At 71.2% G+C, this 24,581-nt stretch carries 21 protein-coding genes and 1 tRNA gene; 7 read left to right on the top strand and 15 right to left on the bottom strand.

Annotated elements, in window-relative coordinates; genetic code table 11:
- Position 1 precedes the first annotated feature (1 nt).
- From FXO23_RS01850 to FXO23_RS01840, 3 genes are all read right to left on the bottom strand, one after another.
- Positions 2 to 652 carry an NAD(P)H-binding protein gene (locus FXO23_RS01850; RefSeq protein ID WP_158879858.1) on the bottom strand — a complete coding sequence of 217 codons (651 nt, stop codon included), beginning with the start codon at positions 650 to 652 and terminating at the stop codon, positions 2 to 4.
- A 37-nt stretch (positions 653 to 689) separates the two neighbouring features.
- The gene (locus FXO23_RS01845) at positions 690 to 1,337 is read right to left on the bottom strand and encodes a hypothetical protein (RefSeq protein ID WP_158879856.1); all 648 of its coding nucleotides are present in this window, start codon (positions 1,335 to 1,337) and stop codon (positions 690 to 692) included.
- A gap of 364 nt (positions 1,338 to 1,701) precedes the next feature.
- Positions 1,702 to 3,930, bottom strand: a complete 2,229-nt coding sequence (locus FXO23_RS01840; protein WP_246256818.1) for a serine/threonine-protein kinase — start codon at positions 3,928 to 3,930, stop codon at positions 1,702 to 1,704.
- 97 nt (positions 3,931 to 4,027) lie between these two features.
- Between FXO23_RS01840 and FXO23_RS01835 the strand changes: the two genes are divergently transcribed.
- Entirely contained in the window at positions 4,028 to 5,104 is a 1,077-nt protein-coding gene (locus FXO23_RS01835) for an HpcH/HpaI aldolase/citrate lyase family protein (RefSeq protein WP_158879854.1), read from the top strand.
- On the top strand, positions 5,097 to 5,969 hold the full coding sequence (locus tag FXO23_RS01830) for an HpcH/HpaI aldolase/citrate lyase family protein (protein ID WP_158879851.1): 873 nt from the start codon (positions 5,097 to 5,099) through the stop codon (positions 5,967 to 5,969). Before FXO23_RS01835 ends, FXO23_RS01830 begins: the two co-directional genes overlap by 8 nt.
- Positions 5,970 to 6,017: 48 nt before the next feature.
- Here FXO23_RS01830 and FXO23_RS01825 read toward each other — a convergent pair whose 3' ends face one another.
- Genes FXO23_RS01825 through FXO23_RS01790 form a run of 8 tightly spaced genes read right to left on the bottom strand, consistent with a single transcriptional unit; the run spans position 6,018 to position 14,425 of the window.
- Positions 6,018 to 7,397, bottom strand: a complete 1,380-nt coding sequence (locus FXO23_RS01825) for an amidase (RefSeq protein WP_158879849.1) — start codon at positions 7,395 to 7,397, stop codon at positions 6,018 to 6,020.
- Positions 7,394 to 8,173, bottom strand: a complete 780-nt coding sequence (locus FXO23_RS01820; protein ID WP_158879846.1) for an SDR family NAD(P)-dependent oxidoreductase — start codon at positions 8,171 to 8,173, stop codon at positions 7,394 to 7,396. The genes FXO23_RS01825 and FXO23_RS01820 overlap by 4 nt, the downstream gene beginning before the upstream one ends.
- Positions 8,170 to 9,612, bottom strand: a complete 1,443-nt coding sequence (locus FXO23_RS01815) for an aldehyde dehydrogenase family protein (RefSeq protein WP_158879843.1) — start codon at positions 9,610 to 9,612, stop codon at positions 8,170 to 8,172. Before FXO23_RS01815 ends, FXO23_RS01820 begins: the two co-directional genes overlap by 4 nt.
- Positions 9,612 to 10,388: an ABC transporter ATP-binding protein gene (locus tag FXO23_RS01810; protein ID WP_158879840.1), complete on the bottom strand. Its 777-nt coding sequence runs from the start codon at positions 10,386 to 10,388 to the stop codon at positions 9,612 to 9,614. Before FXO23_RS01810 ends, FXO23_RS01815 begins: the two co-directional genes overlap by 1 nt.
- Positions 10,385 to 11,167, bottom strand: a complete 783-nt coding sequence (locus FXO23_RS01805) for an ATP-binding cassette domain-containing protein (RefSeq protein WP_158879837.1) — start codon at positions 11,165 to 11,167, stop codon at positions 10,385 to 10,387. Before FXO23_RS01805 ends, FXO23_RS01810 begins: the two co-directional genes overlap by 4 nt.
- Positions 11,164 to 11,994 (bottom strand): ABC transporter permease, encoded by an 831-nt coding sequence (locus FXO23_RS01800; RefSeq protein ID WP_158879834.1) that lies wholly within the window; start codon positions 11,992 to 11,994, stop codon positions 11,164 to 11,166. Before FXO23_RS01800 ends, FXO23_RS01805 begins: the two co-directional genes overlap by 4 nt.
- Positions 11,994 to 12,938 (bottom strand): ABC transporter permease, encoded by a 945-nt coding sequence (locus tag FXO23_RS01795; protein ID WP_179956645.1) that lies wholly within the window; start codon positions 12,936 to 12,938, stop codon positions 11,994 to 11,996. Before FXO23_RS01795 ends, FXO23_RS01800 begins: the two co-directional genes overlap by 1 nt.
- Complete coding sequence (locus tag FXO23_RS01790) at positions 12,935 to 14,425, bottom strand: ABC transporter substrate-binding protein (RefSeq protein ID WP_158879831.1); 1,491 nt, start codon at positions 14,423 to 14,425, stop codon at positions 12,935 to 12,937. Before FXO23_RS01790 ends, FXO23_RS01795 begins: the two co-directional genes overlap by 4 nt.
- Before the next feature lie 83 nt (positions 14,426 to 14,508).
- Between FXO23_RS01790 and FXO23_RS01785 the strand changes: the two genes are divergently transcribed.
- Together FXO23_RS01785 and FXO23_RS01780 are read left to right on the top strand one after the other, a co-directional pair.
- A complete protein-coding gene (locus FXO23_RS01785) occupies positions 14,509 to 15,267 on the top strand; it encodes a FadR/GntR family transcriptional regulator (RefSeq protein ID WP_158879828.1) in 759 nt (252 codons plus the stop codon).
- 61 nt (positions 15,268 to 15,328) lie between these two features.
- Positions 15,329 to 16,396, top strand: coding sequence for a patatin-like phospholipase family protein (locus tag FXO23_RS01780; RefSeq protein ID WP_158879825.1), 1,068 nt, complete (start codon positions 15,329 to 15,331; stop codon positions 16,394 to 16,396).
- A gap of 185 nt (positions 16,397 to 16,581) precedes the next feature.
- On the opposite strand, the gene FXO23_RS01775 is transcribed toward FXO23_RS01780, so the two are convergent.
- From FXO23_RS01775 to FXO23_RS01765, 3 genes are read right to left on the bottom strand one after another with little or no spacing between them, the layout of a single operon-like run.
- A complete protein-coding gene (locus tag FXO23_RS01775) occupies positions 16,582 to 17,637 on the bottom strand; it encodes a trans-sulfuration enzyme family protein (RefSeq protein WP_158879822.1) in 1,056 nt (351 codons plus the stop codon).
- A gap of 21 nt (positions 17,638 to 17,658) precedes the next feature.
- Positions 17,659 to 18,009, bottom strand: a complete 351-nt coding sequence (locus FXO23_RS01770; protein ID WP_158879819.1) for a VOC family protein — start codon at positions 18,007 to 18,009, stop codon at positions 17,659 to 17,661.
- Positions 18,010 to 18,019: 10 nt separating this feature from the next.
- Positions 18,020 to 20,761: a penicillin acylase family protein gene (locus FXO23_RS01765; protein ID WP_158879817.1), complete on the bottom strand. Its 2,742-nt coding sequence runs from the start codon at positions 20,759 to 20,761 to the stop codon at positions 18,020 to 18,022.
- Between the two features lie 168 nt (positions 20,762 to 20,929).
- On the opposite strand from FXO23_RS01765, the gene FXO23_RS01760 reads away from it, so the two are divergent.
- Together FXO23_RS01760 and FXO23_RS01755 are read left to right on the top strand one after the other, a co-directional pair.
- Positions 20,930 to 22,516 (top strand): DUF3558 family protein, encoded by a 1,587-nt coding sequence (locus tag FXO23_RS01760; protein ID WP_158879814.1) that lies wholly within the window; start codon positions 20,930 to 20,932, stop codon positions 22,514 to 22,516.
- Between the two features lie 71 nt (positions 22,517 to 22,587).
- Positions 22,588 to 22,962, top strand: coding sequence for an FKBP-type peptidyl-prolyl cis-trans isomerase (locus tag FXO23_RS01755; protein ID WP_158879811.1), 375 nt, complete (start codon positions 22,588 to 22,590; stop codon positions 22,960 to 22,962).
- 133 nt (positions 22,963 to 23,095) lie between these two features.
- On the opposite strand, the gene FXO23_RS01750 is transcribed toward FXO23_RS01755, so the two are convergent.
- A tRNA-Leu gene (locus tag FXO23_RS01750) sits at positions 23,096 to 23,181 on the bottom strand.
- 127 nt (positions 23,182 to 23,308) lie between these two features.
- On the opposite strand from FXO23_RS01750, the gene FXO23_RS01745 reads away from it, so the two are divergent.
- Positions 23,309 to 24,562 (top strand): FHA domain-containing protein, encoded by a 1,254-nt coding sequence (locus FXO23_RS01745; RefSeq protein WP_158879808.1) that lies wholly within the window; start codon positions 23,309 to 23,311, stop codon positions 24,560 to 24,562.
- Positions 24,563 to 24,581: the final 19 nt, after the last annotated feature.

Raw genomic sequence — 24,581 nt, 5'->3', positions numbered from 1 at the left:
CCTAGGCCCGGACGATCGCCTCGTCGATCGGGGTGTGCCCGTCGACGAGCTCGAGCGTGCGGCGCACCGTGCGGTCCTCGCCGAGCAGCGCCACCAGCACCGCGGCCACGTTGTCCCGGCTCACCTCCGCGCGGTCGACCGAGTCCGCCAGGTGCACGTTCCCCGTGCCGGGTTCGTCGGTGAGCCGGCCGGGCCGCAGGATCGTCCAGTCCAGCTCCCGGGCCCGCAGATCGTCTTCGGCGGCTTTCTTCGCCCGCAGGTAGGCGGCGAAGACCTCGTCCATTCCCGGATCGTCCGCGCGGTCCAGGCCCATCGCGCTCACCTGCACGTGCCGCCGGACCCCGGCGAGTTCGGCGGCCTCGGCGAACAGCGCGGCGGCCCCGAGGTCCACGGTCTCCTTGCGGGCCGCGCCGCTGCCCGGACCGGCGCCCGCCGCGAACACCGCCGCGTCGGCGCCGTCGAGCACCGCGGCGACCTCCTTCGCCTGCGCGGTCTCCAGATCGAGCACCGCGGGCTCGGCGCTGGAATCCCGCAGATCGGCCGTGTGCTCCGGATTCCGGATGATCCCGACCGCGTGATCCCCGCGTTCGGCGAGCAACCGCTCCAGCCGCAACGCGATCTGCCCATGCCCTCCAGCGATCACAACCTTCATGCGGCCCAGCCTAGGCACGCACGCGGAGTGCCGCCGGTCAGTCCACCCCGACGGGGAGGTCGTAGGAGGCGAGCAGCTGCTCGTAGACCATCTCGTTCACCCAGCGGGACACCGCGTCCTCGGTCAGCAGCAGACGCTCGGTGCGCCCCTCGAGGTCGAGGTCGACGACCGCGTTCTCGTCCGCGGTGACCACGGCCAGGCCGTAGGTGCGGGCCCGCGGCAGGCAGTTGTCCACGTAGTCCTCGGTGAGCACCGCCGGGGACGGGAGCACCATCGCGGCCTCGCCGTAGCGGGAGAACGGCACCGCCGAGGCCATCGCGGTCCGCCAGTGCCGGGCGACGGCGAGGACGCCGACGATCTCGGCGGCGGGCGCGGGCGAGGTCGCCGCGAACTCCGGCCACGTCCAGGTGGCCACCGTCGCGCGGTCGGCGACCGGACCGATGCCCATCGCGATCCGCTCGGCGTGCACGTCGGTCCGCAGCCGCGCGACCACGCACACGCGGCGGCCGAGCATGGTGACCTCGGGCAGCACCACGCCGTTCCAGCCGAGCTGCGCCGCCGCCTCGTGGGCGAGTTCGGACGTGCTCGCCGGGAGCTCGATCTTCGGCACCACACGGGTCGGGAACGACCGCGTGCCGTCGGTCACCGCGGAATCCACCGTGTTCGGTGTGTGTCCTGGTGTCATCGCCACGAGTCCGCCTCCTTCGCCGTGCTGGTTCATCGGGTCCGCTACCTCGTGAAAAGAGGCACATGACTTGAGTACCAGGGCGGACGGCGTTTCTCGCCGGGTAGCCGGAGTGCCTGCGATCGACGGCGCCCAACGGTCGGTGACCGGTCGGTAAGCGGTCGTCCCACTTCAGTCCGACCCTGCCGCCGGACGAGTGACGGCGAGTTGAGTGACATCGCAGGGGGCGATCGGTATCACAAAAATCCCGGTGGAGCAGCGAAAATGATGTTAGGCCAAGTGGCGTAACCAAGATCGGCGAACGGTCTAATCGCTCCACTGTGGACAGCGGCGAACTCGGACAGAGATCGTCCGTCCACTGTGTTCACTTTCCGCCCGCGGTTTCGAGAATCCGATCCAGGCCCGGGGTGTTCCATTCGTCGACGATCGCCAGCCCGGTCTTCGGCAGGTACCAGAGCCGCTGGATCACCGGCGGCGCACCGGAACCGCAGGAGACCCGCCATTCCGAGTAGGCCGCCTTCTTGGTCCCGACCGGGCGCAGTTCCCGCTTCAGCAAGACCGGCGCGGACTGCTCGAGATCGGGCCTGCCCACCGGATGGCACCGCCGGGGGCCGGAACCGCGGTAGGGCCTGCCCTCTTCGTGGGCGACCAGGGTGGTGTCCGCGAACAGGACACCGGGACAGCTCTCGGGTTCCCCGGTGCAGAGCCCGGTTCCGAGGTACTCCTCCACGTTGGCGCTCCGCAGCACCGGCCACGATTCCGGCACGGTGAGCACGATCTTGGCGAGCTCGACCCGTTTGCCGGGCGGCCCGTTGGTCCCCTGCGGCAGCAGCGCCCGCAGTTCCGGGCGCAGCAGATCGGCCAGTTGCTGGTACGGCAACGAGAAGGTCTGGAAATCGCACGCCATGGCGTACCCGAGCCGGGGCGTGTAGACGACGAACTCCGCGTTGTCCGCGGCGAAGGCCGGTTGGACCACCGGCTCCTCGCCGGTGAAGTGCTCCGGCGCGAGCCGCTCGATGTCGTCGCCGAGGTTCGAACCGGCGCAGTAGCCCTCCGGGTAGCGCGCCAGCAGGCGCTCCCCGATCGTCCCCGGGGTGGTGGTCAGATCGCGGAACACGTCCGCCGCGGTCAGCGCCCGCCCGGTGGTGAGGTCGACGGTGGCCGCGCGGAGGCTGTATCCCGCGTGGTTCCCGAAGTTCCCGGATCCGGCGTCGCGGGTGTAGACGACCGAAACCAGTTTCGGACCGGACATCCGCACGTCGGCCTTGACCGTCGGTTTCGCCGTGCCGCCATCGGGTTCGCGCCCACCGGCGGCTTCGACACCGTTCCGGACGAACCGGACCCAGTCGTCGATCGGGGCCATCAGCGCGTCGTTGACCCGTTTCTCCACGGCCGGGTCGGTCAGCCCGGAGACATGCGGGTACTGGGCGGAGAGATCGAATTCCGGGTTCGTGAAGTGTTCGGTGCGGGTGCGCAGGTCGACCTTGACCGCGGCCTGCGCGACGACCGGGGGCGGGACCGGCGGCGGGGGCGGATCGTCCCCGCCGGTGAACACGATGACCGTGCCGACGGTCGCCGTGGCCACCACGGCCGCCACCGCGGCGGCGACCTTCCCCGCGGTGATCCCACCGGCACCCACGGTCGCCGCGACCCCGCCCGCCTGCGCACCGGCGACCGCCGCGCCGGGGGCGAGCGCCGTCGCGGTGCCCAGCACCGCCAGCGGGGACAACGCGAGCAGCACCCCGGCCCGCTGGGCGAGCCGGGTCCGCCCGCGGCGCTCCCAGTCGGCGCCGTAGGCCGCCGCGGCGACGGATTCCAGCTCGGCGACGAACTCCCGGGCGCCGGCCGGACGTCCGGCGGGATCCTTGGCCATCCCGCGTTCGATGAGCCCGCGCACCGGTTCCGGCGCCTGCTCGGCCGGGATCGGGGCGTGCTCGTGCAGCCCGCGCAGGGTTTCGGTGTCGTCGGCGAGGTAGGGCCGGTGCCCGGCGACGGCCTGGAAGAACACGCAGGTGGCGGCGTACACGTCGGTCGCTCGCGTGGCCGGGCCGCCGCGCCACTGCTCCGGCGCCATGTACGCGGGGGTGCCCGCCGCGGGGCCGGATTCCCCGGCCAGCACGGCGATTCCGAAGTCGACCAGCTTGCTCTCCCGGTCCGGGCCGACGAGCACGTTGTCCGGTTTGTAGTCCCGGTGCACCACCCCGGCCGCGTGCGCGTCGGCCAGCCCGAGCAGCGAACCCTTCAGCACGGCCAGGGCGGATTCGGGTTCCAGGACCGGTTCCGCGGTCAGGATCTCCCGCAACGGCACGCCCCGCACGGCCTCCATCACGATCGCCGCGCCCTCGGCGGTCTCGACGAAGTCGTACAACCGGGCGACATGCGGGCTCGTCACCCGGCGCAGCGCCGCGGCCTCGCCGCGGAAGGCGTCCAGGTGCACCCGATCGGTCAGATGCCGGGCGAACAGGTACTTGACGGCCGCCACGGTCCCCGATTCGTGCCGCGCGAGCACGACCCGCCCGAATCCGCCCTCGCCCAGGGCCTCGAGCTCGGTGAATCCCGGCAGGGACCACTCGTCCACGCGTACCTCCCGCATCTCTCACCCCATCGGAGGTGAGATTCGCCGCAGCGGTTCCCGCTCCGGCAAGGTTAGGGTTACTCGCGAGTCACAAAATCGCTGCGACGGAGGAACGATGCGTTCGCCGAAGGACTTCTTCGCGCCACTGGCCGTGGGGGCGCCGGAACCGGTCCGGGAGATCCCGGCACTGCCCTCCCGGATGATCCACTTCTTCGATCCGAGCAACGAGAAGATGGCGGCGAAGGTCCCGGGGCTGGCCACCAAGGTCGACGTCCTGCTGGGCAACCTGGAGGACGCGGTCCGCGCCGACCGCAAGGAGGCCGCGCGCACCGGGCTGGTCGAGATCGCCAAGGCGAACGACTTCGGCGGCACGCAGCTGTGGACGCGGATCAACAGCCTGGACTCGCCGTGGGTGCTCGACGATCTGATCACGCTGGTCACCGAGATCGGCGACAAGCTCGACGTGATCATGGTGCCGAAGGTCGAGGGCGCGCAGGACATCCACTACGTCGACCGGCTGCTCGCGCAGTTGGAGGCGCGGGCGGGCCTGCGGCGGCCGCTGCTGGTGCACGCGATCCTGGAGACCGCGAGCGGCGTGGCCAACGTGGAGGAGATCGCCGGGGCGAGCCCGCGCATGCAGGGCATTTCGCTGGGCCCGGCGGACCTGGCCGCGAGCCGCCGGATGAAGACCACCCGGGTCGGCGGCGGGCATCCCGGCTACCTGGTGCGCACCGATCCGGTCGGTGAGGACCTGACCGAGGGCCGCACCACCTACCAGCAGGACCTGTGGCACTACACGGTCGCGCGGATGGTGGACGCGTGCGCGGCGAACGGGATCCTGCCCTACTACGGTCCGTTCGGGGACATCCGGGACGTGGTGGCGTGCGAGGACCAGTTCCGCAACGCGTTCCTGCTCGGCTGCGTCGGCGCGTGGAGCCTGCACCCGGCGCAGATCGACATCGCCAAGAAGGTGTTCTCCCCCGAACCGTCCGAAGTGGCCTGGGCGCGCCGGGTGATCGCCGCGATGGGCGACGGCACCGGCGCGGTGATGATCGACGGGAAGATGCAGGACGACGCGTCCTTCAAGCAGTGCAAGGTGGTCGCCGAACTCGCCGACGCGCTGTCCGCCCGCGACCCGGAACTGGCCGCGGCGTACGACAAGGCGACCCAGGAGGCGCTGGCAAATGACTGAGTTGAAACCCCGGCGGTCGGTGCTGTACATGCCGGGTGCGAACGAACGCGCCCTGGAGAAGGCCAAGACGCTGCCCGCCGACGCGCTCATCCTCGACCTGGAGGACGCGGTCGCCCCGGACGCCAAGGAATCCGCGCGCGAACGCGTGTGCGCGGCCGCGTCCTCGGGCGAGTACGGCTCGCGCGAGATCACCATCCGGGTCAACGGCCTGGACACCGAATGGCACGACGCCGACCTGCGCGCCGCCGCCCAGGCCGGGCCCGCCGCGGTCGTGGTGCCGAAGGTGAACTCGGCGCGCGAGGTGCACAACATCGAACGCGCCCTGGAACTCGGCGGCGCGCCGGAACACACGAAGATCTGGGCGATGGTGGAGACCCCGGTCGCCATGCTGCACGCGGAGGAGATCGCCGCCGCGAGCGACCGGCTGACCGTGCTGGTGATGGGCACCAACGACCTCGCGAAGGAACTGCACGCCGAGCACGTCCCCGGCCGTGGCCCCCTGCTGGGCGGCCTGTCCCTGTGCCTGCTCGCCGCGCGGGCGACCGGGAAGGTGATCCTGGACGGTGTCTACAACGACGTGCAGGACCTCGAGGGCTTCGAGGCGGAGTGCGTGCAGGGCCGCCAGTACGGCTTCGACGGCAAAACCCTGATCCACCCGAGCCAGCTCGAACCGTGCAACCGGGTCTTCGCGCCGTCGGCGGAGGAGATCGAACGGTCCCAGCGGATCATCGAAGCCTTCGACCAGGCCCAGGCGGCCGGTCAGGGCGTCGTCACGGTCGACGGCCGGATGATCGAGAACCTGCACGTGGACAACGCCCGCCGCATCCTCGCCCTCGCCGACGCCATCGGAAAGGCGACCGAGTAGCGCCCGGCGGACATCGCCGAAAGTGGCGGCACTTTCGGGGATCGTAGGTCACGGCCAGGGGCGTGGTTGCGGGCGGAGGGTTTCGAAGGCGGCGGCCAGGCGGAGGACGCCGGGGTCGTCGAAGCGGCGGCCGGTGATCTGCAGGCCGATCGGCTGGCCTTCGGCGGTGTAGCCGCAGTTGATCGACAACGCGGGCTGGCCGGACATGTTGTACGGCACGGTGAACGCGATGTGTTCGAACGGGCGGGCCGGGTCGTTCGTCGGGGAGGCCCAGTCGGCGGGCGGGGCGGACACCGGGCAGACCGGGGAGAGCACGAAGTCGAACGGTTCGGTCGCCGCCAGCGCCGCCCGGCTGATCACGTCGATCTGGGCGAAGCCGCGGTAGGTGTCCACACCGGACAGTTCGGCGCCGCCGCGGGCCCAGTCGGCGATGTAGGGCAGCACCCGCTCCTGCCGTTCCCCGGGCAGCGCCGAGATGTCCGCGTGGGCGCGCACGCGCCAGAACCGGTCCAGGCCGGTCAGCATGTCGCGGGTGAGGAACGGTTCGACCGGTTCGACGATCGCGCCCGCGGCCTCGAACAGGCGGGCGGCCGCGGTGACCGCGACGCGGATGTCCGGATCGACCGGCAGGCCGACGCCCGGGTCGAGGTGCAGGCCGACGCGCAGGCCGGAAACCCTGGCCGCCGACGAGTCCCACGCCAGATCGGCGGGCGGCAGGCACAGGTGGTCCCGCGCATCCGCGCGGGAGAGCACGCTCATCAGCAGCGTGGCGTCGGCGACGGTCCGGGTCATCGGGCCGGCCACCCGGCCGAGGAACGGCGGATCCACCGGCACCCGGCCGAAACTCGGCTTCAGCCCGACCAGTCCGCACCAGCCCGACGGGAGCCGGATCGAACCGCCGATGTCGGTGCCCACGTGCAGCGGCCCGTAGCCCGCCGCGGCCGCGGCGGCGGCGCCCGCGCTGGAGCCGCCGGGGGTGCGCGTGGTGTCCCACGGGTTCCGCGAGGCGGTGTGGAAACTGGACAGGCCCGAGGTGAGCATCCCGTAGTCGGGCATGGTGGTCTTGGCCAGCAGGACCCCGCCGGATTCGCGCACGCGCGCGGCGGCCGGGGCGTCCTCGGGCGCCGGGACCAGTTCGGTGGCGGCCGTGCCCAGCGGCACCGGGGTGCCCTTGGTGGCGATGTTCTCCTTGAGCGTCAACGGGATTCCGTCGACCGGTCCGAGCGGTTCCCCGGCGCCGAACCGCGCCTCGGACTCCTTGGCCGCGCCCCGTGCGCGGTCCGCGTCGAACGCGTACAGCGCGCGCAGTTCCGGTTCGCGTGCCTCGATCCGGGTCAGCACCGCCTCGGTCACCTCGACCGGGGACAACGTGCCCGCCCGGTACGCGGCCGCCAGTTCGACGGCGGTCAGGTCTGCGATCTCGGTCATCGCGCACTCCCTGGGGGCTCGAAACGTCCGTCCACCGCGGTCCAGCCGCCGTCGACCGGCAGCACCGCGCCGGTCACGAAGCTGGCCGCGTCCGATGCCAGATACACCACCGCGCCCGCGAGTTCGGCCGGTCGCGCCCAGCGGCCGAGGGCGCTCTTGTTCGCGTAGGCGGCGTACCAGTCCGGATCCGCCTTGATCTGGGCGGTCAGCGGGGTCTCCACCACGCCGGGCGCGATCGCGTTCACCCGCACCCCGGCCGGGCCGAACTCCGCGGCCGCGGTGCGGAACAGCTGCACCAGCCCGGCCTTCGTCGCCGCGTACACGCCCTGCCCGGGTTCGACCGTGGTGCCGCGGATCGAGGAGAACCCGATGATGCTGCCGCGGCCCCGCCCGACCATCCGCGCGCCGAACGCCCGCACCACCTCGAACGTGGCGCCCAGGTTGAGCGCGACCACCCGCTCGTACTCCTCGCGCGTGTAGTCCAGCAACCGCTTGCGCACGTTCGTCGCCGCGGTCAGCACCACGACGTCGAGCTCGCCGAGCGCCTCCGCCGCGCGGCCGACCGCACCGGTGTCGAGCAGGTCGATCTCATACGCCGTGGCGGCCTCGCCGATCAGTTCGGCGGTCTCGTCGGCGGTGGCGAGATCCCGGTCGGCGCAGACCACCGAGGCGCCGTGCGCGGCGAGCGCCCGCGCCGATTCGCGGCCGATCCCGCTGCCCGCGCCGAGCACCACCGCCCGGCGTCCGTCCAGCCGGAAGAGGTTGCCGTAGTTCACGGTCTGATCACCGCCATCCTGGTCACGGTCAGCTCGTCGATCGCGAAACGCGGCCCTTCCCGGCCCACCCCGGAATCCTTCACGCCGCCGTAGGGCATGGTGTCGGAGCGGAAGCCGGGCACCTCGTTGATCACCACGCCGCCGACCTCCAGCCGGTCCAGCGCCCGGAACGCGATGTCCAGCGAGCGGCTGAACACGCTGGCGTGCAGCCCGTAGCGCGAGGCGTTCACCACGTCGAACGCGGTGTCCACATCGGACACCGTGCGCAGGCAGACGACCGGGCCGAAGATCTCCTCGTCCCAGCAGGCGACGCCGTCCGGGACGCCGGTGAGCACGGTCGGCCGGAGCACGCCGCCCTCCTCGCCGCCGCCCCCGGCGAGCTTCGCGCCCGCCGCCAGGGCCTCGTCGACCCATTCCAGCACCCGTTTCGTGGCCCGCCCGTCGATCAGCGCGGACACCCGGGTGGTCTCCTCGCGCGGATCGCCGATGACCACCTCGCCGAGGCGGTCCACGAGTTTCTTCGTGAACTCGGCCGCGATCGTTTCGACGAGAAGTACCCGCTGCACCGAGATGCACGCCTGACCGGAAGCGTAGAACCCGCCGCGCAGCACCGCGTCGGCGGCCGCGTCCAGGTCGGCGTCCCCGGCGACGACCAGCGCCGCGTTCGAACCGAGCTCCAGCAGGGTCTTGCGGGGCGCGGCGTCCCGGGCGATCCGGTGCCCGACCGCGGCCGAACCGGTGAACGACACCGCGCCCACCCGGGGATCGGTGACCAGCGCGGAGCCGACCTCGACGTCCCCGGTCACCAGCTGGACCAGTTGGGCGGGCACGCCGAGCCGTTCCGCGGCCGTGCGGACCAGGTGCACGAGCCACAGCGTGGCGAGCGGGGTGGCCGGAGCGGGTTTGCACACCACCGGGCACCCGGCGGCGATCGCGGGCGCGATCTTGTGCGAGGCCAGCAGCAGCGGGTAGTTGAACCCGGCGATGCCCACCACCACGCCGATCGGGCGGCGCGTCCAGAACCCGATCAGCCCGTCGCCGGAGGGCAGCAGGTCCAGCGGCACGGTCTCGCCGTGCAGCCGCGCCACCTCCTCGGCCGCGGCCTGCCAGGTGACCAGCGTGCGAGCCACCTCCACCCGGCAGTCGGCGAGGGGTTTCCCGGTTTCCGCGATCAGCAGTCTCGTCAGTGACTCCCGCTCTTTTTCGAGAGCACTGCTCACTTCCAGGAGCAGCGCTCTCCGAGTGCGGGAGGGCAGCTCGGCCACCGCGCGGGCCACCGCCACGGCCTCGTCCACCGCGCGCCGCGCCTGCTCCGGCGTGCCCACGGAGGCCCGGGCGACCAGGCTCCCGTCGTAGGGGAACACCACGGGGGCGGTGCCCGGGGCGGGCTCCCAGCCGGGTCCGATGGGCAGTCCGGGCGGGTACGGCGGGTCGAACATCAGGCTCCTTCCCCCAATCTCGCCAGCGCCCGCGCCAGGTTCGGCGCGGCCGCGATCAACTCCCGGGTGTACGGGTGCTCGGGTCGCTGGTAGACCCGGCGCACGTCCCCGAGTTCGACGATCTCACCCCGGCGCATCACCGCGACCGTGTCGCAGACGTGCCGCACCACCGCGAGGTCGTGCGAGACGAAAACGAGCGTCAGTTCGAACCGGTCCACGAGATCGGCCAGCAGGTCGAGGATCTGCTTGCGCACCGAGACGTCCAGCGCGCTGACCGGTTCGTCGGCGAGCAGCACGCGCGGCCGCGGCGCGAGCGCGCGGGCGATCGAGATCCGCTGCCGCTGACCGCCGGAGAACTGGTGCGGGTACCGCTGCCCGGAGTCCGCGGGCAGACCGACCGCGTCGAGCAGTTCGCGCACCCGTTCGGCCCGGTCCCGCGCGCGGCCCAGCGGTTCGCTGATGATGTCGCGCACGCGCATCCGGGGATCCAGCGAACCCATCGGATCCTGGAACACGATCTGCAGTTCCGATCGCAGGAAACCCAGCTTCCGCTCGGGCAGCCCGTCGATCCGGGTGCCCCGGAAGTGGATCTCACCGGAGCTGGGCCGGTCCAGCGCCGCCAGCAGTCTGACCAAAGTGGACTTCCCGGACCCGGATCCGCCGACGATCCCGAACCGCTGCCCCGCCCGCACCTCGAACGAAACCCCGCGCAGCGCCTCGACTTCGCCGCCGCGCGACCGGCGGTAGGTCCGCCGCAGCTCGGTCACCTCGATCATCGCGGCTCCAGTTCGGACGCGGCCAGCAGCTTCCTGGTGTAGTCGTGCCCGGGTGCGGTGAGGACGTCCCGGGTCGGGCCCGCCTCGACCACCCGGCCCTCGTGCATCACCAGCACGCGTTCGCACACCGAGGCGACCACGGCCAGATCGTGCGTGATGAACAGCAGCGCGGAGTTCCGCCGCGCGACCCCGGCGAGGATCAGCTCCAGGATCTGCGCCTGCACGGTGACGTCGAGCGCGGTCGTCGGCTCGTCGCAGATGAGCAGCGCGGGATCGTTGGCCAGCGCGATGGCGAGCAGCACGCGTTGCCGCTGCCCGCCGGAAAGCTGGTGCGGGTAGGCGCGCGCGGCCTTCTCCGGGTCCGGCAGGCGGACCGCGTCCAGCAGTTCCACCGCCGCCGCCCGGGCCGAACGCCGGTCCGGCCGGGTGCCGTGCAGCAGGATGCCCTCGGCCACCTGGCGGCCCACCCGCATCGCGGGGTTCAGCGCGGTCATCGGTTCCTGGAACACCATCGACATCTCCCGGCCGCGCAGCCGGGACAGCTCCCGCTCGGGCGCGCCGAGCAGTTCGCGGCCGCCGAGTCTCGCCGAGCCGGTGGCCCGCAGCCCCTCCGGCAGCAGGCCCATGATCGCCGAGGCGGTCAGCGATTTCCCGGAACCGGATTCGCCGATCAGCCCGACCCGCTCGCCCGGCGCGATGTCCAGGGACACCTCGTGCACCAGCGGATGGTCCGCGACCGAGACCCGCAGCCGGTCGACGCTCAGCACCGGGGTCGTCATCGGCGGACCTCCAACCGCGGGTCGAACCGGTCGCGCAGCCCGTCGCCGAGCAGGTTGAACCCGAGCACGGCGATCGCGATGGCGACGCCCGGCACCAGCGCGAGCCGGGGTTCGACGGCGAGCAGTTCCTGCGATTCCTGCAGCATCCGGCCCCAGGACGGGGTCGGCGGCCGGGTGCCGAAGCCGAGGAACGACAGCGCCGCCTCGCTCAGCACGGCGATCGCGAAGGACACCGAGGACTGCACGATCACCAGCCCGGAGATGTTCGGCAGCACGTGCCGCACCGCGATGGTGAACCGCGACCGGCCCGCCGACCGCGCGGCCAGGACGTACTCGGTGCTGTCCACCTGCAGCGTGCCGGACCGGGCGATCCGCGCGAACGACGGCACGGTGGCGATGCCGATCGCGACCATCGCGGTGAGCGTGTCCGCCCCGAACACCGCGCCGAACATGATCGCCAGCAGCAGCGCGGGAAACGCGAGCACGAGATCGTTGACGCGCATGACGAACTCGCCGAACCACCGCTTCGACATCCCGGCGAGCACGCCGAGCGGCGTGCCGATCAGCGCGGCCACGCCGACCGCGACCACGCCCACGTACAACGTGGTGCGCGCGCCGACCATGATCTGGCTGGCCACGTCCCGGCCGAACTTGTCGGTGCCGAACCAATGTTGCCCGGTCGGCCCGAGCAGCCGGACCGAAGCGTCCACTTTGGCCGGATCGTGCGGGGTCCACAGGAACGACACCAGCGCGGCGAGCACCACCAGCCCGACCAGCACGCCACCGGCGAGCAGGTTCGCGTTCCGGGTCCGTCGCACCAGCACCATCACGACCCCCGCAGCCTCGGATCGAGGACCGTGTACAGCACGTCCACCACGAAGTTGACCACCAGCACCCCGGCCACCAGCACCAGCACGATTCCCTGCACGGTCAGCAAATCCCGGGACGCCACCGAGTCCAGCAGCATGCTGCCCAGCCCGGGCAGCACGAACACGCGTTCCACCACCACCGCGCCGATCAGCAGCGTGGCCAGTTGCAGGCCGAGCACGGTCACCACCGGGACCGCGGCGTTGCGCAGCCCGTGCCGCACCAGCGCGGGATAGGGCCGCAGCCCCTTCGATCGCGCGGTGCGCAGGTAGTCCTGGCCGAGGGTGTCCAGCACGGACGACCGCACGTACCGGGTCAGCACCGCGCCCTGCACCAGCCCGAGCGACAACGCGGGCAGCACCAGGCCGCGCAGGAACTCGCCCGGATCGGTGACCGGCGGGGTCCAGCCACCCGAGGGCAGCCAGTGCAGCCGCACCGCGAACACCTGCACCAGCAGGATCCCGGCGAGGAACGCGGGCACCGCGATGCCGAGCTGGGACAGCCCGCTGATCACCGCGCCGCTGGCCCGCCGGTGCCGGACCGCGGCGAGCGTGCCGAACGGCAACGCGATCACCAGCGCCACCAGCATTCCGGCGCCGACCAGCCACAGCGTGACGCCGAGCCGGTCGGCCAGTTGCGGCCCGATCGGTTCCCGGGTCACGTACGACCGGCCGAAGTCACCGCTCGCCACGCCCCCGATCCAGTCGAGGTACTGGGTGACCAGCGGGCGGTCGATGCCGAACTCGTGCCGCGTCTTCGCGAGCAGTTCCGGGGTCGCGTTCACGCCGAGCGCGACCTGCGCCGGATCGCCGGGCAGCACGTTCATGAACAGGAAAACCACGATGGAGGCGGCGAACAGGCTCACCAGGAAGATCGCCGTGCGGCGCAGGATCTGCGCGATCACGATTTCCCCAGCCCGGTCAGGTCGAAGGATTCGCTCACCTGGTTGGGGACGAAGCCGGTCACCTTCTTCTTCGCGGCGATCACGTTGGGGAACAGGAAGAGCCAGTCCGCGGCGGCGTCGTCGCTGAGCGTCTGCGCGACCGCGCGCATGGCTTCGACCTGCTCCTCCGGCGTGCCGCCGTCGGCCCGGTTCACCAGGTCCCGCACCCGCGGGTTGTCGTATCCCCAGTAATACTTGGGTTTGGCGAACGTGGTGATGTCGCGCGCCTCGACGTGCTGGATGATCGACAGGTCGTAGTCGTGGTCGGTGAACACCTGTTTGAGCCACACCGCGGGGAAGTCCAGCGGTTCGATGGTCACCGTCACGCCCACGTCGGCGAGCTGGGAGGCCACAACCTGGGCCGCGGACACCGCGTACGGCAGGTTCGGGATGCGCAGGCGCAGCGAGAGATCCGGTTTGCCCGCCTCGGCGAGCAGCGCGCGGGCCTTGTCCGGATCGTGGGGGTACGCCCCGGACAAATCGGTGAACCAGGGATCGGTCGGCGGGACCATGCTGCCGATCAGCGTGCCGCGCCCGGCCCACGCGGTGGCCAGCAGGGCCTTGCGGTCGATCGCGTAGGTGAGCGCGCGGCGCACGCGCACGTCGTTCAGCGGCGCCCGCGCGTTGTTGAACGCCAGCGTCACCTCGCTGTTCGTGGTGCCCTGGAAGACGTTGAACCGGGTGTCGGCCTCGAACTGCGGGATCGAGTCCGGTGCGGTGATCGCGGCGATGACGTCGATCCCGTTGCTCAGCAAGGCGTTGTTCAGCGCGGTCGGGTCCTTGATGTACTTCAGGTACACGGTCCGGTACGCGGGTTCGCGGCCCCAGTAGGCGGGGTTCGCGCGCAGCACGATCACGTCGCCGCGGCGGCGCTGCGCGACGACGTAGGGCCCGGTGCCGACCGCGGTGTTCGCCAGGTCCGCGACCGCGGTCGGGCTGAACATCGCGCCGATCCGGCTGGTCATCGCGAACAGCCAGCCGTTGCTCGGTTTGCTCAGCACCACGCGCGCGTGCGCCGGATCGACCACGTCGACCCGTTCCACGACGTCCATCGAGGACTTCAGCGAGACGGTCCAGTCGGTTTTGACCCGGTTGATCGAGAACTTCACGTCCTCGGCGGTGAACGGCGCGCCGTTGGCGAACTTCGCGCCGCGCCGCAGCTGGAAGTCGTAGGTCTTCCGGTCCGGGCTGACCGACCACGATTCGGCCAGCAGCGGGACGATCCGGCCGTTCGCGTCGAGTTTCACCAGGCCCTCGTAGACGTTGTAGAGCAGGGCCTGCGGGATGGCGGCGCCGTCGGTGCGGGTGAAGTCGAAGTTCTGCGGCTCGGCGGTGAAGCCGACCGACAGCGAGGACTCGTCGTTCGCGACCGTGGCACGCGAACCCGCCGAACAGCCCGAGGCCACGACCAGCAGCGCGAGTGCCGCGGTAGCGAATCGGGCTTTCATCTCGCCTCCAACCCAGTATGCTGGTCGGACCAGTAGCCCAGGTTTGCATCAGAACACGCGGCGGTCAAGGGGGTGAACCTGACATGAGATTCGAGCCGGTGAGTGCTGTTCGCGCCTACGAACGCGTGGTAGAGCAGATCGAAGAGGCGGTGTTCACCGGCCGCCTCAAACCCGGTGAACGCCTGCCCAGCGAGCGGGACCTGATGACCCAGTTCGGGGTGAGCCGGTCGACCGTGCGCGAAGCGTTGCGGGTGTTGCAGGCGGGCGAGGTGATCCGGTCCCGGGCGGGCGATCCGCGCGGGCCCGAGGTGGTGGCGGCCTCCCCCGCGGCGCTGCACAAGTCGATGCACCGGCTGGCGCGGGCGGACTCCCTGCGACTGGTCGAGTTGCTGCAGTTCCGGATGCTGCTGGAAGGTTCGGCGTACCTGCTCGCCGCGCGGCTGCGCACCGGCGAGCAGCTCGCCGAGATGGAGACGGCGCTCGCGGAGATGGAACGGCACGTCGACGTCGGGTACGCGGAGTTCAGCCGGGCCGATGTGGCGTTCCACGACGCGGTCGCGCGGGCGACGCAGAACCCGCTGATCGTGGTGTGCGCCGAGGTGGTGCGCGGGGTGGTGCTCGAGCTGATCGAGGACAAACTCGCCCGCGCCGAGGACCGGGCGGCGTTGATGCGGCATTCGCTGGAACACCACGGCGAAGTGCTGCGCGCGGTCCGCGACGGCGACGGCGAACTCGCGTCCCGGCTCGCCCGGTACGCGCTGTTCGACTACTACGCCGAGCACGTCCCGGAGGCCGAACGGGCGATGCTGCGGCCGCTGCTCGAAGGGGCAGACTTCGGCTGAACGGGGCTTCCGCTACGCCGAGTGGACGTACACTCGATCCCCTTCTGGCGAGGGGGAGACCATGAACGACAACTCGATCGGCCTGTGCCTGTCCGGCGGTGGCTACCGCGCGATGCTGTTCCACACCGGTGCGCTGTGGCGGCTCAACGAACTCGGCTTCCTGCCCAGGCTGGACTACGTTTCCAGCGTGTCCGGCGGTTCGATCACCGCGGGCGTCCTGGCGCGCGCGTGGCCGGAACTGGAGTTCACCGAGGGCGTGGCGAGCAACTTCGGCGAGGCCGTGGTCCGGCCGATCCGCGCGCTCGCCGGGCGGACCCTGGACATCCCGGTGGTGCTGCGCGGCCTGGTGAAACCGTGGCGCAGCGTGGGCGAGGAACTGGCGAAGTCCTACCGCAGGCACCTGTTCGGCGACCTCACCGTGCCCGAACTCGCCGACGACGGCCCGCGTTTCGTGTTCACCGCGACGAATCTCCAGGACGGCGAGCTGTGGTGGTTCTTCCGCCGCGCGGGAAACCAGCCGCCGCCGGAGGACGCGCTGGCCCCGGCGATCCCGCTGGCCACCGCGGTCGCCGCGTCCTCGGCGTTCCCGCCCTTCCTGTCCCCGGTCGTGGTGCCGACCGGGCAGCCGGACGCGGAGACCGGGCGCCCGGGGAAGGCCGTGCTCAGCGACGCCGGGGTGTACGACAACCTCGGCCTCGATCCGGTCGTCGGGCGGTGCGGGACGGTGCTGGTCAGCGACGCGGGCAAGCGGATGCCGTACCGGCGGCGGATCCACCGCAACTGGGCGCAGTTGTTCACCCGGGTGGTGAGCGTGATGGACCGCCAGGTCCGCCACCTGCGCACCGGCTCCCTCATCAAGTCCTATGTGGACGGTGAGTTCGGCGGCGCCTACTGGTCGTCCTACAGCGACATCGACAACTTCGACCTGACCGACACGCTGCCCGCGCCGCGGGCGGACACCCGGAAACTGGCCGAGTCACCGACCCGGCTGAGCCGGACGCCGGACGCGTTGCAGCAACGCCTGATCAACTGGGGCTACGCGATCTGCGACGCGGGCATCCGCCGCTGGGTCGACCCGGAAGCCAAGGCCCCGGAGGACTTCCCCTACCCCGCCGCCGGAATCGCCTGAACCTCCGCGCGCCCCATACCTAAGGCAGCCCCCCACCCATCCCGGGGGCCGAGCCCTGCACCAGTCTACTGGGGCCTGGGGTTGACGGCCTGGAAACAGTCGGGTTGTCCACAGGTGGGGGTTGTTGTGGACAACCGCGTTTTCGGTGCGGGGCAACGGGTTTCCGGCTGGGCCGGAGAACTCGTTCAGGCGTTCTGGTCGAGGGCCTGCCGCAGGTCGTGCCAGAGGTCGTCGGGATCTTCCAGGCCCACGCTGAACCGGATCAGGCCGGGTGGCACGTGCGCGTCACCGGCCAGGGCGGCGCGGCGTTCGACCAGGCTCTCCACGCCGCCGAGGCTGGTCGCGTGGCGGATCAGGCGCAGGGCGCCGCAGAGCCGGTCGGCGGCCTCGGCGTCCGCGAGTTCGAAGGCGAGCATCGTGCCCAGGCCCGGGTACCGGACCCGGGTGACCGCCGGATGCTCCGGCAGCAGGTCGGCGAGCCGCGCGGCGGTGCGGGACTGCTCGGCGTACCGGACCGGCAGCGTGCGCAGCCCGCGCAGGGCGAGCCACGCCTCCAGCGCCCCGGGGGTCGCGCCGCTCCGGATCCGCGCGTCGCGCAGTTGCCCGGCGAGCGCGGCGTCCGCGGTGACGGTCAGGCCGAGCAGCAGGTCGCTGTGCCCGCCGATCAGCTTGGTGGCGCTGTGCACGACGACATCCGCGCCGAGGCTCAGCGGCCGCTGCCCCAGCGGGGTGGCGAAGGTGTTGTCCACGACCACCCGGGCCCGCCCGGCCGCGGCGTCGAGCACCGCCCGCAGATCGACGAGGTCCAGGGTCGGATTGGTCGGCGACTCCAGCCACAGCACGTCGGCGGTCCCGGCGGCGGCGATCCACGCGCCGGTGTCGGCCGGTTCGATCCGCCGCACCCGCAGGCGACCGGCCCGCTCGGCGTGGTCGGCCAGGCCCCGGGTGCCGGCGTAGCTGAAGGTCGGCAGGGCCACCTCGGCGCCGAGGGGCACCAGGTCGAACACGGCCGCCGCGGTCGCGATGCCGGAGGCGAACGCGGTCGCGTGCCCGCCTTCCAGCGCGCCGACCGCCTCCTCCAGGGCCGCCCAGGTCGGTGTGCCGTCCTCGCGCGAGTAGGCGCGCTCACCCCCGGCGAGGAAGGTGCTGGCCGGGACGATCGGCGTGTTCAGCGGCTCGCCGGGACCGTCGGGCCGCCCGGCCGCGATCGCCCGGGTCCGCGGGGACCAGTCATCGTTCACGCGGTCACGGTATTCCGGCGCTCAGAGCTCGTAGGCCTTCGGATGACGAGGCTCATACAGCCCGACCGTGCCGCCGCCGGGCAGCCGGATCGCGCACAGGCGGCCCCAGCCCTGGTCGCTGAGCGGTTCGGCGAGCTCCACGCCGTTGGCCGCGAGTTCGGCGATCGTCGCCTCGACGTCGTCGGACATCAGGTACAGCTCGTGCTGCTCCGGCCCGTCCGCGGGGTGGACCGCGACCTCGGCGGGCGGCAGCTTGAAGATCAGCCACCCGCCCCCGGCGTCGACGTGCGGGTACCCGAGCACGTCCCGCAGGAACGCGCGGTCGGCGTCCGCGTCGCGGCTGTACAGGATGACGTGCGCACCGGTGATCACGCGCGGGACCCTAACGCCTGCCGGGGAACTCCACCACCTGCTGGAAGGTCGGCCGGTTCTGCGTGCTCACCTTGTCGTGCGTGATCCCGCCGAGCGGCCGCTGGATGATCGAGTCCGCGCACCACTGGTCGCCCGCCGAGCAGTCGCCGTCGCCCGGGTACACCTCGGCGATCGGCCGCGCGGCCGCCTTGGCCAGCGTGTCGGCGAGCACCGCGCGGCACCGGCCGAGGTCGCCGCCGCCGCAGAACTGCACGGGCAACGGGCCGCGCACCGGATCGCCGAGCACCGACCGGATGTCCTTGGACACGTACCCCCACCAGCCGTGCTGGTAGGCCGATCCCTGGTGCGGCTGGCCGACGTGCTTGCCGGGAGTCTCGTTCTGGAAACCGGACGGCGACTCGTTGATCTGCAGCACCCCGGTCATCGCGTCGTACGCCTTGTCGCCCAGGCCGGGTTTGAACTCCCCGCCCACCAGCAGCGGCCACCAGGCATCGAGGGTCCGGATCGCGTCGGCGTTCGCGTAGGCCTTGCTGCCGGGCTTGGTCTCCGCCCGCAGCCCGCCCTGCGCTCGCCACGCCTTGAGCTTGGCCACCGCGTCCGCCGCGGGAGCGGGCAGCGGACCGCCCTCGAGCACCCGCAGCAGATCCGGCAGGACTTTCTCCGCCCGCAGATCGGCCAGCGCGGCCTCGGCCATCGCCTGGGTCAGGTTCACCCGCGTCACCTTGGTTCCGCTGGAGATCAGCCCCTTGACCCGGCGATCGAGCAGATCCCCGCGGTGCACCGCGGATTTGTCCGCCCCGGCCGCCGCGTAACCGAGCGCCTGCGCGTTGTTCCAGCTGATGTAGTAGTCCTGGTTGATCGAGTTCGGATGCTGCTCGAACGGCGTGTAGTCCGCCGTGTTGCCGTCCGGGTTCCAGCCCTGCCAGTCGAATCCCGCGTCGGCCCGCACCGGCATGCTCGGGTCCACTGTGGACTGGCGCACCGGGTTCGCGCCGGAGTTGAAGTACGCGGTGTCGTTCGCGTCCGCGTAGAACCAGTTGAAGGTGAAGTTGATGTCGTTCGCGGCCCGCTGGAAGTCGGCCGCCGAGCGGATCGCACCCGGATCGTTGAATTCCTGGAACCCGATGATCGAGTCCGCCTCGTGGAAGTAGGTCGACCGCAGCGCGGCGTAGGCCACCGGTTTGCCGCCGACCAGCGCGCGGTGCGTCACCGGGCCGTACTTGGTCCGGTAGCTGCGCAACGTGTAGGAACCGGCCGGGGTGCCGTCGGCGATCGTGGGCTGCCAGGCGTTCTTGCGTTCCACGGTGTCCATCGGCAGGCACTGGCCGCGGTAGCGGTAGTAGTTCGAATCCTTGGTCGCGGGCGCGCCGCTCGGTTCACACAGTTCGAGCGCGTAGGTGTCGATGATGTCCTGGGCGGACGTGGTCGCGCTCCACGAGTAGTCCTGGCCGCGGCCCAGCAGCACGTACATGCCGAGCCCGGCGAAGGACGCGCCGCGCGCGCTGATCCCCGGCCCCTGCAACTCCTGCAGCATCAGCAACTGCGGCGCGAAGTACCCGGTCTGCGGGCCGAACACGGCCACCGGATGCCCGCTCGCGGTGTGCTTGCCGGACACCACGAGCGCGTTGGACATCCCGTGTTTCGCGCCCTGCCGCACGGAATCCGCGCCGCCCGACGCGCTGCCGGTCTGGTCGAACACCAGCCGCTGCGCGCTCACCGAACCGGGATCGGGCAACGCGCCGCCCCGCGGGTTCGGCGGCGTCTGTCCATACCGGAACGTCTGCCCGTCGTGCAGCGTGCGCACGGTTTCCGGATCGTCGGCGGCCCGCAGGCTCTGCCACACCTGCTCGCCCTGTTCCACGCCGTAGCGTTCCTGCAGCGCGAGTTTGGCGATCGCGTTCCGCACCTCGCCGCCCCCGCCACCGCCGAACTGGGCGCCGACCACCGACGCGAGCACCACCAGGTCGGTGAGCTTGAACGGTTCGATCTTCCCGGCGTTGGTGATCGCGTCGACGTGCCCGGTCAGCACGTACTCACCCGGGAAGTACCGGCCGCGGTGGGATTCGGTGAGGTACTTGTTGATTCCATCCACATAGGACTGGGCATCGGCCAGGCCCTGCGCGCCGCGCGGGCCGCTGCCGGCGAGCCGGTCGATCTGCTGCTGGAGTTCGGCCTCGGTGTAGGGCGCGGCGGCGAAGAACTGCTGTTCCAGGCCGCGGTTGGCCTCGGCTCCCCCGGCGAACGGCGTGAGCTGCCCGCGGCCGACGTGCCGCATCACGTCCATCAGCCACAACCGGTCCTGCGCGGCCGCGTAGCCGGCGCCGAACTCGGTGCCCGCGCGCGTGGTGCCCTGGATGTGCGGCACACCGGTGGCCTTGTCCCGGGTGATCGTGACGTCCGGGCGCGGTTTGACGGTGCTTTCCACCTGGCCGACGGGCACGCCGAAGGACGCGTCGTTGAAGAACTTGTTGATGGTGTCGGTGGTCAGGCCGCGGTAGTCCGAGCCGAGCGAGGCGTATTTGCCCAGCTGATCGGCCGCGTGCGCGGGGCGGGTGCCGAACGCCTTGTGCGCGAGGATGTCCGCGAGCGTCGCGTTGCCGTTCTCACCCGGCGGCAGGATGTCCGAGCACTGGCCGCCGCAGTAGTCGTTCGCGGCCGGAGCGGCGGTGGCCACCGGCTGCGCCACGGTGAGCACCCCGGCGCCCAGCACGAGCGCGGTCATCGTGGTCAGGGTCCGCATGCGTCGTCGCATCCCGAGCACTCCCATCCCGGCGGCGGGTGACCCGCGACACATTACCGACGGGTATGCCAGTTGTGAAGAACTTTCGCATTCTGCCCTCATCAAGATCGGTCAAACGGCGCACCCGTCGCGTCCGAACGACTTAAGCTCTGCGCGACCGGATGCGGAGGGACGGGACGGATGCGTCGGGGAATTCTCGCGGCGGTTGCCGCCGCGCTCATGGTCTGCCTGGTGTGCACCGGGTGCGCTTCGGAGATCGCCGGGAAGGCGCTGCCCGAGGGCGCCGGGGGCGGGCAGCCGGAACAGCGGACACCGAAACCGAAGGACCGCGACCTGCAGGCGGTGACCGTCGCGCTGCGCAAGCTGGACGCGTGCGGGGTCTTCGACGTGGAGCTGGCGAAGTCCCGGGGCGCCACCACCGCGACACCCCTGGCGACCGGGCCGCACGGGTGCATGCTCGCGCCCAAACCGGACTACAGCCCCGGCGACGACGGGATCGAAGTGCAGGTCGGTGTCTCCTCCGACCAGTCTTCGCGGTACCGGGCCACCCCGGTCACCGTGGGCGGGGCGAAGGCGTACGAGTCGAAGGACTACGGCTCGTCGGCGAAGCGGTGCGAACTGGTCGTCCCGGTGAGCTTCACCCGCGGGATCGAGTTCAAGTACCAGAGCTACGACGACGTCGACACCTGCCCGGTGGTGCGCCAGTACGCCGAGGCGGCGGTCGCGAAGCTGCGGAACCCGGACACGATCACCGTGGACACCGCGAAGCGGCCGTTCGCCGCCTGGGACGGCTGCGTGTTCCTCACCCAGGTGCTCGGAGCGGACGCGAACAACTACACCTACCAGCCCAGCGGCACCAAGGACGAGTTCAGCGGCTGCGAGACGCGCCGGAAGGAGGGGACCGGCCGGCCGTCGTACGACCCGAAGCTGGAGGTCTTCTACGACCAAGTGCTGGAGAAGCCGGAGGGCCCGCGGCAGATCGGCGGGAAGACCGTCGAGGTGAAGCAGGTGGGATCGTGCGTCCTGACCTGGGACCAGGCCGATTCGGGCACCGGGAACAAGTGGCTGGCGACGCTGAAGTTCAAGCTGACCGCGGCCGACTGCGAGCAGGGCGCCAAGCTCGCCGAGCAGGCGATGCGGCTGGCGGACCAGGCCCCGCCGGACGCGAACGCCCAGCCCCAGCGCCCGCTGTTGTTCGCCCCGGACGAGAACGACACCGGAGCCGTCGGCGCGTGCGCGGACTTCGGCGCCACCGGCGGGCAGGCGGATTGCGAGCCTTATCACGAAACGAAGGTCCCGCAGGGCACCGAGGCGATCATGTCGGCCTCGGACTCCGACCGGAACCTCTGGTGCGCGGTGTACGCGGACGCGGTGAAGGCGCACTTCGGCCCCGAGCTGAAGGCGCTGACCTGGGGTGAGCACTGCTTCTTCGTCGAGCCGACGCACACCTTGTCGCTGCGGATGAACGTGGACTCGGAGAACGTGCCCGCCGACTACGGCGACCGGCCGGACCTCTACGTCGAACGCCAGGAGACCCAGATCGCCGGGAAGCCCGCGGTGACCTTCTACGACAAGCGAAAGTCGACCTTCGACATCTACCTGTCCCCGTGGGGCGACCTGGGCCGCAGGGGGAACCTGCACATCGGCGTGGAAGCCTTGCCGGGCCGGGGTGACGACTCGCGCAACGATGCCCAGCTCGACCCGGCGAAAGCTCAGGCGGGCATCCAGGCGATGACCGACACGGTGCAGAGGTACTTCGCCTCCTGACGCCCGAATCGCGCCCCGGCCGCCGCGGCCCTACGGTGCTCGAACATCCCTCATACGTAAGGAGAACCTGCATGGCCCTGGAAAAGCCCGAGATCGACCGCCCGGACGGCGAGCCCCCGGCCGACCTGGAGACCACCGACCTCAAGGTCGGCGACGGCCCGGAGGCCACCGCCGGTCAGGTCGTGTCGGTGCACTACGTGGGCGTCTCGTTCTCCACCGGCGAACAGTTCGACGCCTCCTGGGACCGCGGCGAACCGCTGCGCTTCCCCCTCGGCGCGGGCCGCGTGATCCCCGGCTGGGAACAGGGCGTGGCCGGCATGCGCGTCGGCGGCCGCCGCAAACTCGTGATCCCCCCGCACCTCGCCTACGGCCCCCAAGGCGCCGGCGACAAGATCAAACCCAACGAAACCCTCATCTTCGTCGTCGACCTGATTTCGACGAACTGAACGGAAGGCACCCACCCCCACCACCCCGAACGGCAACCTACGCCGTGGGGGTGTGGGGGTGTGGGGGGTCGCCCCCCACAATCAATCAGGACAACGGGAAAAGGGTCAGGCCGCCAGGCCTGACCCTTGAACATGGTGGGCGAGGAGGGAGTTGAACCCTCACGTCCTTTCGGACACACGGACCTGAACCGTGCGCGTCTGCCATTCCGCCACTCGCCCGAGCAACCGCGACAGCCAGCAAAGCGTATCAGGCCGGTTTCGCGGGTTTCGACGACCCCACTGTTCAACCCTGCGCACACAGATAGGATCGAGTGCGGAAGCACACGCGTAAGGAGGAGTTGTCCAGGTGGGCCGCGTTGAGCGCTTTGATCGGCGCCTTGAGCACCTGGTGGGCAATACCTTCGCGCGGATGTTCGGTGGCAACGTCGTCACGCAGGAAGTGGCGCAGGCGCTGGAGCGTGAGAGTGAGGACAACGTTCGTGAGCTGGCAGGCGGCCGTCAGCTCGCCCCGAATCACTACATCGTGTCCTTGGGGCAGGCCGATCACGACCGTATGGCCGGCGATGAACAACGCGTCACCCGAGTACTCGCGGAAGCAGTGGCGGAACACCTCGCCGAGCACGGCTGGGACACCTATGGTGACGTCGTAGTTTCGCTCGAGCGCAACGAGGCGCTGCATACTGGACAGTTCAAGACCCGCTCGTCCGTCGACCCCGACGTCAAAGCCAGCGACGTCACCGGTTCAGGACGGTCAGCACGACCCAGCAACGCAGGAGACCCAGCAATGAGCCAGCCCCCCGGCTACGGCCAATACGACCAGGGTGACCCGTACGGCCAGCAGGGCCAGTACGGCTACGGACAGCAGGGACAACCCGGGTACGACCAGGGCGGCTACGGCGGTGGCCAGCCGGGGTACGACCAGTACGGCGGCGGCGCTCCGCAGCCGGGCTACGACCAAGGCGGCTACGGCGGCGGTCAACCGGGTTATGACCAGTACGGCGGCGGCCAGCCGGGCTACGACCAAGGCGGCTACGGCGGCCAGCCCGGTTACGACCAGGGCGGTTATGGCGGCGGCGCCCCGCAGCCGGGGTACGACCAAGGCGGCTACGGCGGCGGCGCTCCACAGCCGGGCTACGACCAAGGCGGCTACGGCGGTGGCCAGCCGGGGTACGACCAGTACGGCGGCGGCCAGCCCGGTTACGACCAGTACGGCGGCCAGCAGCCGGGTGGCTACGCGCCGCCGCAGGCCGCGCCGGACCCCTATGCGCAGCAGGGTTACGCCCCGCCGGCGGTGCAGGGCGGCAACCGCCAGCTCGCCGCGAGCCTGCAGCTCGACGACGGTTCGAACCGCACCTACTCGCTCAAGCAGGGCGGGAACGTGGTGGGCCGCGGGCAGGACGCCGACTTCCGCCTGCCGGACACCGGGGTTTCCCGGCGGCACCTGGAGATCACCTGGGACGGGCAGAGCGCGACCCTCGCGGACATCGGGTCGACGAACGGCACCACGGTCAACGGCACCCCGGTGCAGACCTGGCAGCTGGCCGACGGCGACGTGATCCGCGTGGGGCATTCGTCCCTGGTGTTCCGGACGCAGGGCTGAGCCGGAGCGGCGACCACCC

Source organism: Amycolatopsis anabasis (genome assembly GCF_009765355.1).
Taxonomy (GTDB): Bacteria; Actinomycetota; Actinomycetes; order Mycobacteriales; family Pseudonocardiaceae; genus Amycolatopsis; species Amycolatopsis anabasis.
The sequence above is the reverse complement of the archived record's forward strand: the minus strand, read 5'-3'. Positions and strand labels throughout refer to the sequence as shown.